Below are 7,150 nucleotides of genomic sequence, written 5' to 3'. Positions count from 1 at the left end.
TTGGGTCATGCCAGCGATGACGCGGCGCAATGGGACAAGCTTGCAATGAGTTTGATGGACTTACATCAGCGTCTAATCAGTCTACCTAAGCACGCCATTATCGTCTGTGAAGCTGAGCAAACTGAGCGTTTAAGTCAGCTTATCGTCGATAGTTGGAAGGACAGTGCGGCATCAAGTGTGAAGCCTGCGTTAACGGATGCTGATATTCCAAGTGAATTTAGCGCTTTGACTCTAGATGCTACACTTAATGGCGAGGTGGACGCGGCGCATAGGCTTGAGCATAATCCTATCGTAGAGGATATTGCTTGGCTTGTCGCCACCAATGTCTATCATAACGCTAGCGCCTACACTGTCCCTGCCGCCGACCATCCAGATACTGCAGCTTTAATGGTATTAGCGCCTTATCTACGTAATGGCTATTTGCATAGCGCTATTCGTGAGCGCGGCGGCGCTTATGGCGGCGGGGCGGGTTATGATGCCAATGCCTGCGCCTTTAAATTCTTTAGTTACCGTGATCCGCATTGTGAGCAGACTTTCGCGCACTTTGATGCCAGTATCGAGTGGCTGATTAATGAGCCGCAAACGGATGAGCAGTTAGAGGAGGCGATACTAGGGATTATCTCTGGTATGGATAAGCCAGGCTCACCTGCAGGCGAGGCGATCAAAGCCTGCTTCACTAATCTACATCACCGCGGTCCTGAGTGGCAACGCAAAATGCGCGCGGCGATACTAGCGGTCACGACTCAAGACTTACAGCGCGTCGCTGGGCAGTATCTACAAGGCCAACAGCACGTGCGCTCAGTGCTTGCACCCTTTGATAAAGAAGAAGATATAAAGGCGCTAGGCTTTAAAGTATGTAAAATTAAGAGCTAAAAGGTGGGTTTAGTCATAGACACAAGAAAACCGCCGTCTTTATTAGGATGGCGGTTTTTTAATTAGATAGAGTCGCTTATTGTGTGCTCACCATAAACATTTTTAGTAACGCTTGATGCTCTTGTCTTTACCGACATAATCTTGATGAATAGGGAACTGCTTAACCTCATCAAACTGTTTGCGATCAGCAAAATAGCTGGTCAAAGTCCGGCGTACCGCTTCAAAGGCGATCTCATCCCAAGGAATATCTTCTTCTTTGAATAAAGCCGTATCGAGACTCTCAGAGCCAATGCCATAAGCGCCGTCTTTTAGATCACATAAGTAAATGACATATATTTGACCAATATCAGGGATATCATATAGACAATATAACTGCGGGTTAATGACGACGGCATCTGCCTCCTCAAAGCTCTCGCGAGCAGCGCCTTCCGCCATCGTCTCGCCATTTTCCATAAAGCCTGCAGGTATCGTCCACAGCCCATATTGCGGCTCAATCGCTCGGCGACACAGCAATACTCTATCCTCATGGATAACTAAAGAGCCGCAAATCACTTTTGGGTTCTCGTAGTGGATGTAGTGACAGTTGGGGCAAACCAAGCGCGGCATATTGTCAGTGGCAGGTATCTTGCGCTCAGCTTCATGGCCACAATTGAGACAAAATTGCATAGTTACAGCCTTTTTTGGTAAATTTTAGAGGTTGCGCTTTTATTAATCTAAGATAGCACAAATTGGCAGCAAACTGAGCGCTGCTAACAGGAATACACCATTTGTCATCTGCACTTAAACGGCGGTTGTAACACAAAAACTAAATTACCTTAAACCCAATATGGGGCAGAGCTACTAGTATAATTTAAGGCCTCTTAAGTGCAAAGCGCCAAGTCAGCAAGGAGAATTCATACCAGTAGCATGTATGTATCAGTATATTGATCTATTATATCGCTTGAGCCTTGATATTATACGCAGCAAGCTTTTAAAAAAAGAGTAAGCAATGCGTAGTCACACAAAGCACATGCAGCAAGTGTCAAAGTCAGCTAGTCTGTACTGATGTGGTCTTTTAAATGCAGTTTTGAAGTTGTGAACCCTTACCAATATCTTGGATAGTGGCGGCCTCTACCAATATTATTATAAATTAGGGCGACTATCACTAAAGCGATTGCTCCTATCAACGTTGGCGTAATCAAAAAGTGCCATTTGACCCCGCCAAGCATCACGATTAACGGGTTTGAGCCTGCTGGTGGGTGCGGTACTCGAAACAATAGCATAAGTGCAATAGCCGTACCGACAGCGAGAGCCAGGCTCCACCATTCAATACCAAATAAGGTCATAAAGGTTAAGCCAGTCAAGGTCGTAATAAAATGACCGCCGACGATATTTCTAGGCTGAGCAAAAGGGCTCTCTGGGTAAGCAAAGATAAGCAAGCAGCTGGCACCAAAAGATCCCAAAATCATAGCCACGTTTTGCCAGTCGCCTATTAGTGCAAGTGCTGCTGTAGCAAGCGTACCTCCAAGCCAAGCGAGTACGATAATAAATAGTGGCAATCTTTGAGGGCAGTCATCGAGCTTGCCTTGCATCTTGCTCAATGAAAAAATCTTATTCACAGGGGTATCCTAAATCGTATAACAACAAATATCAAAGCGCGGCTATTCTACTACGCGCAGATATTTTATACATCAAGAGTAGAGCCTTTTGATTCTCGTTGATAATAACGTTATGACATTTAGTACTCATTTTAAACTTATAGGGCAATAATAATGACCATACCGCAGCAGCTTATCCTCCCTGATGACTTGTCAGTGGCGCTGCCCGACTATATCCATCAGCCTGTGCTCAGGCAATTGGCCGAACGTATGCAATACGATATGCTTGGTCACATGACGCAAGCTTTGCGCCATGATACCGATCACGCTTCTCAAAGCGCGCGTATTTTAGAGCGTCTGTATCAGACGCCTATTGCAGATGCATCAATATTGGTCGCCATCACTAACGAGGCGCGTCCTAGACTACTCTTAACCCGCCGCGCCGCGCACATGAATAGCCACGCAGGTGAGGTGTCTTGCGCTGGCGGTAAGCATGAGCATTATGACGGCAACAATGTAATAACCGCGCTGCGTGAGGCTTGCGAGGAGACCGCGCTACCACCGAATAAGGTGCAACTGCTAGGTCAATTGCCCATCCAAACCTCAAAGAGTGGCATGAGCGTACGCCCAATTGTGGCTTTGATTGAGCCAAATTTAGAGTTAGTGCCTGAGATTGGGGAGATTTCACGGATATTTTGGGCAGACTTTGAGCGCTTAATAACTCAGCCGACTATCGAGTATGCCATCGAGTATACGATGATGGAGCAGACCGCGACTATCGTAACGCCCAGCTGGCAGATTGAAGGTGAGACTGTTTGGGGGCTTACTGGTAAAGTATTGGCAAGCTTACTTGAGACCGGCTTTGATAGGCAACTGGAATGGTACTACCGCATGCAAGAGTCTGGCCTAGATATTGGTCGTTAAATGCGACCCACCCTTATGCAGCTATTTATAATAGTTGTCATTCTTTTTGAGCCACCAGTTCATATTATCCTGACGCTTAGCGCGAAACGCTTCAAGCTTACGCGCGGCGGTAGCATTGTGCTGGCGCGCGGTATCTAAGGCAAACAAAATCGGCACAGAGGATAGCACGCCAAAGCGAATTTTTGATTTGGGCAGATCTAAACCATCGCCAATATCGTCACCAACGAGGGTACGCGTGACACTGGCATTGACCATCTCGACAAAGCGTCCGCGGCGATTGTCCTCGCCCATCAGCTGACGCGGCAAATCATGCAGCGCCTTAGCCAAAGGCTGTCCCATTTTAAAATCAAGCTGCTGAATAGACAGATAAGTATAGAGCCACTCCCAGCAGGCCGCCTCATCTTTTGGCAAGCGCTCCAAATCCACCCCCATCCAATAACTGGCAAGATTCCATAAGTGCAAAATGCCCTCGGCCTCCTCGTTACTCATGCGTGCACCAAGCAATCTAAGACCGCGCATAATCAGCAGTGAAAACTGTAAATGAGTGGCAATCATATCAGTCTGATTGATCGGAATGCCCCAATAATCGCTATTCCAACTCCCATCTGCATTATGGTGCTGAGCCTTGTGTGCGATCACATCATCTGATAGTTTAAGCTTGCCTTTAAGCAGGCTCTGACGTACCAAGGTATGTACTTGACGCACTTTGATGGACTGGCGCCAGCCCTCCGAGCCAACAGCTAACACATGATCTATATTACGCGTGTCATCTGACAACTGCGGATGCTCAGATACAGCGAGGATATAAGCATACGTGCGCATCAGACGCGGCAGCGCATCATGCATCAGCGCGCCAGTTTGCAATAGCGGTAGTGATAGCGCTGGGATACTATAGCCTGCCATGAGTGCCACGTTGCGCAGTAGCCAGATCAGCATCAAAGGATAGCGCCGATAAGCAATAGCCCCAATCTCAGCAAGTTTAGGATCAAACCAAGAGGGCTGCGCGCTGAACTGCTCAGTTAGTGCGACAAAAGAGGGGTGGTTGGCTGTACGGGTATTGGGTGTAGAGTCGCCCAAAATGGATTGCTCTAATGGCTTGGCAAACCGTATACCGTCACCTGCCAAGCTATCGGCAATAGGGTCGCCAATATCGTAGCCTGCGACGATCTCATCGAGCAGGCGCTGCGAGATGACAAAGTCTTTGGGCAATAAATAGCGCTTGATACGGCGCAGCACTTGTAAATCGCTATGGTCATCGATAGACGTTGTGCGTCCATGACGCCGATAATTGGTGCTAGTCGTCTTGGTGCTAGTGGTCTTGGACATTATAGTAGAGTCGTAGGAGTCATTGGGGTCTTTTGCAGTCATAATAGTAATGTACCATTATGCGTGACTTTAATAGTAAGCGTGTGTCATAAATTGGTAGCGCATTACCAGTTCAGCGTTGGTTTTTGGACTGGTAATACGCCTGTTGTTTAGCGAAAAATCAATGGCGAGTCAAATCAACAGAAGTGTTGCTGACCTCTTCTTTTAGCGTGTACTTGAGCATCAGATACCCTGCAACCCCCGAGACGATTGAACCCATAATGATACCTAAGCGCTCATCGAACATAGGCGTACCGCCGCCAAAAGCCAAACCACCGATAAACAAACTCATCGTAAAGCCTACGCCGCAAAGCAAGGCTGCGCCGTAGATTTGCTTAAAGTTCATCGCCTTTGGCATGGTTGAGAGACCCAGTTTGAATATCAGCCAACACATAAACATAATACCGATCTGCTTACCTAAGAATAGACCTGCTGCGATCCCTAATGGGACGGAGTGAAAAAGCTCCTCAACGCCAGCACCTTTGAGTGAGATACCGGAGTTGGCAAAAGCAAACAGCGGTAAAATAGCAAAGGCAACGGTGTTGTGTAGATCATGCTCAAGCTCCTCTAAGGGCGAGTGCTCAGGATCAGTGCGATCAAACATCGGGATAAACAAAGCCAAAACAACCCCTGCCAAAGTCGCATGGACGCCAGATTTGAGCACAGCAATCCACATAATAATGCCAAAGAAAATATAAGGCGTAATATTGGTCACGTTGCGGCGATTAAGGATGTATAAGAACGGCAAACAAGCGCCTGCAACCGCTAAAGAGAACAAGGATAGATCATTGGTATAAAATAGCGCAATGATTAAGATGGCGCCAATATCATCAAAGATAGCAATAGAGACCAAAAATATCTTGAGCGAGTTGGGGACGCGATTGCCTAGTAAACTTAAAATACCAAGCGCAAACGCAATATCGGTTGCAGCAGGAATCGCCCAGCCTTTGAGGTACTCAGGCTCATGGTAGTTAAACAGGATGTACACAATAGCAGGGGCGATCATACCGCCGACAGCCGCGCCTGCAGGCAAAATGATTTGTTTGAGATTGGATAATTCGCCAACCAAAACTTCGCGTTTGAGCTCAAGTCCTACCAAAAAAAAGAAAATCGCCATCAGACCATCATTAATCCAGTGCCGTGCATCTTTTGCAATCTCAAAATCACCAAATTGGATAGCAACGGGCGCATGAATAAAGCCGTTATACCATTCGCTCAGTGGGGTATTGGCAATAATCATTGCAGCAATGGCAGCTAGGGCTAAAATAATACCACCTGCCGCCTCAAATTCAAAAAATGCCTTGATCCGTCGTATTGCCATAAAATCCTCATCTGCAAAATATACACTACACTCAAATGACGACCTTTATACCATCTTATTTGATGATACTTATTAAAACCTTCGTATCAAAAATGATAATAGCGTGTTTAGATTGCCTATATATTTGAGTGTGATAGCTGAATTTTTAATATTCTTATGCTTGTTTTCTTTTATAATAGCGTGCTGTTTGATCGCAAATCTTCAAAGTCTTTATCATAGAATATAACGCGTTGACATGATAGTGTGCGTAAGCGTTAGTGAGTCAGTTATACCAAATTTAACAGACTTTGCTTGATTTCACCATTTTTATAGTGCTATTGATTCGGCATTAATATCTCATTAGCGATACATCTGATGGTAATACTAAGGCAAGTTTTATGGATATATCGCTATCTTTAGAAGTGATTTTGATGCTAACGGCAGTCGCGGCGTTAGCAGGCTTTATCGACGCTATCGCAGGCGGCGGCGGTTTGCTGACCATACCTGCCATGCTCCTTGCCAATATTCCGCCTGTACTCACCCTTGGCACCAATAAATTGCAAGCAGCGTCAGGGGCGCTTGCGGCGTCCATCACTATGATAAAAAAGGGCGTGGTAAAGCCTGCCCGTATCAAAGTGGCGATTATCGCCGCGTTCATCGGCTCAGTCATAGGGACAATTGCCGTACAGTTGTCGCCGCCAGATCTGCTTGAGACGCTTATTCCCTTTTTGATTGCCGCTATCGGTATCTATACTTTGTTTGCGCCAAATCTAGGGGAGGTGCACGCCGCGCCACGTATCTCAGAGGGCAAATGGCAAAAAGTAGTCGCGCCACTCATCGGCTTTTATGATGGTTACATTGGCCCGGGCACAGGGATGTTCTTTGCACTAGGGAATGTGGCGCTGCGCGGTCGGCAGATTATTGAGGCCACAGGCGCGGCAAAGGTGCTAAATCTATCGACCAACATAGGCTCACTGATATTTTTTATTTTGGGCGGTAATGTGCTGTGGAAAGTGGGTCTTGCGATGATGGTCGGACAGATCATCGGCGCATATTTTGGCTCACATATGGTGGTCAAAGGCGGCAGCAAGCTGATTCGTCCAGTGATTGT

General features: G+C 46.7%; 7 protein-coding genes. 3 read left to right on the top strand and 4 right to left on the bottom strand.

Annotated features, from left to right (window positions below):
• Positions 1-873: insulinase family protein (locus tag ACTXGO_RS07885; RefSeq protein ID WP_443573964.1), on the top strand; the 873-nt coding region annotated here is incomplete at its 5' end.
• 102 nt (positions 874-975) lie between these two features.
• Here ACTXGO_RS07885 and ACTXGO_RS07880 read toward each other — a convergent pair.
• Both ACTXGO_RS07880 and ACTXGO_RS07875 read right to left on the bottom strand, forming a co-directional pair.
• On the bottom strand, positions 976-1,539 hold the full coding sequence (locus ACTXGO_RS07880; RefSeq protein ID WP_443543167.1) for an NUDIX hydrolase: 564 nt from the start codon (positions 1,537-1,539) through the stop codon (positions 976-978).
• A 416-nt stretch (positions 1,540-1,955) separates the two neighbouring features.
• Complete coding sequence (locus tag ACTXGO_RS07875; RefSeq protein WP_317199208.1) at positions 1,956-2,471, bottom strand: HPP family protein; 516 nt, start codon at positions 2,469-2,471, stop codon at positions 1,956-1,958.
• 153 nt (positions 2,472-2,624) lie between these two features.
• Between ACTXGO_RS07875 and ACTXGO_RS07870 the strand changes: the two genes are divergently transcribed.
• Positions 2,625-3,374 carry an NUDIX hydrolase gene (locus ACTXGO_RS07870; RefSeq protein ID WP_317199207.1) on the top strand — a complete coding sequence of 250 codons (750 nt, stop codon included), beginning with the start codon at positions 2,625-2,627 and terminating at the stop codon, positions 3,372-3,374.
• Positions 3,375-3,395: 21 nt separating this feature from the next.
• Here the strand turns inward: ACTXGO_RS07870 and ACTXGO_RS07865 are convergent, their stop codons facing one another.
• Both ACTXGO_RS07865 and nhaA read right to left on the bottom strand, forming a co-directional pair.
• On the bottom strand, positions 3,396-4,700 hold the full coding sequence (locus tag ACTXGO_RS07865) for an oxygenase MpaB family protein (RefSeq protein ID WP_443573965.1): 1,305 nt from the start codon (positions 4,698-4,700) through the stop codon (positions 3,396-3,398).
• Between the two features lie 160 nt (positions 4,701-4,860).
• The gene (gene nhaA, locus ACTXGO_RS07860) at positions 4,861-6,060 is read right to left on the bottom strand and encodes a Na+/H+ antiporter NhaA (protein WP_443573962.1); all 1,200 of its coding nucleotides are present in this window, start codon (positions 6,058-6,060) and stop codon (positions 4,861-4,863) included.
• A gap of 377 nt (positions 6,061-6,437) precedes the next feature.
• On the opposite strand from nhaA, the gene ACTXGO_RS07855 reads away from it, so the two are divergent.
• On the top strand, positions 6,438-7,150 hold a 713-nt coding region (locus tag ACTXGO_RS07855), incomplete at its 3' end, for a TSUP family transporter (RefSeq protein ID WP_443573960.1).

The organism is Psychrobacter sp. T6-1 (assembly GCF_052258445.1).
Note: the sequence above shows the minus strand (reverse complement) of the source record. Positions and strands in the feature narration are given on the sequence as shown.

Coding starts and splice junctions, on each gene's coding strand:
- ACTXGO_RS07865 (WP_443573965.1), bottom strand. CDS start 4,700: ATGTCCAAGACCACTAGCACCAAGACGACTAGCACCAATTATCGGCGT.
- ACTXGO_RS07880 (WP_443543167.1), bottom strand. CDS start 1,539: ATGCAATTTTGTCTCAATTGTGGCCATGAAGCTGAGCGCAAGATACCT.
- nhaA (WP_443573962.1), bottom strand. CDS start 6,060: ATGGCAATACGACGGATCAAGGCATTTTTTGAATTTGAGGCGGCAGGT.
- ACTXGO_RS07870 (WP_317199207.1), top strand. CDS start 2,625: ATGACCATACCGCAGCAGCTTATCCTCCCTGATGACTTGTCAGTGGCG.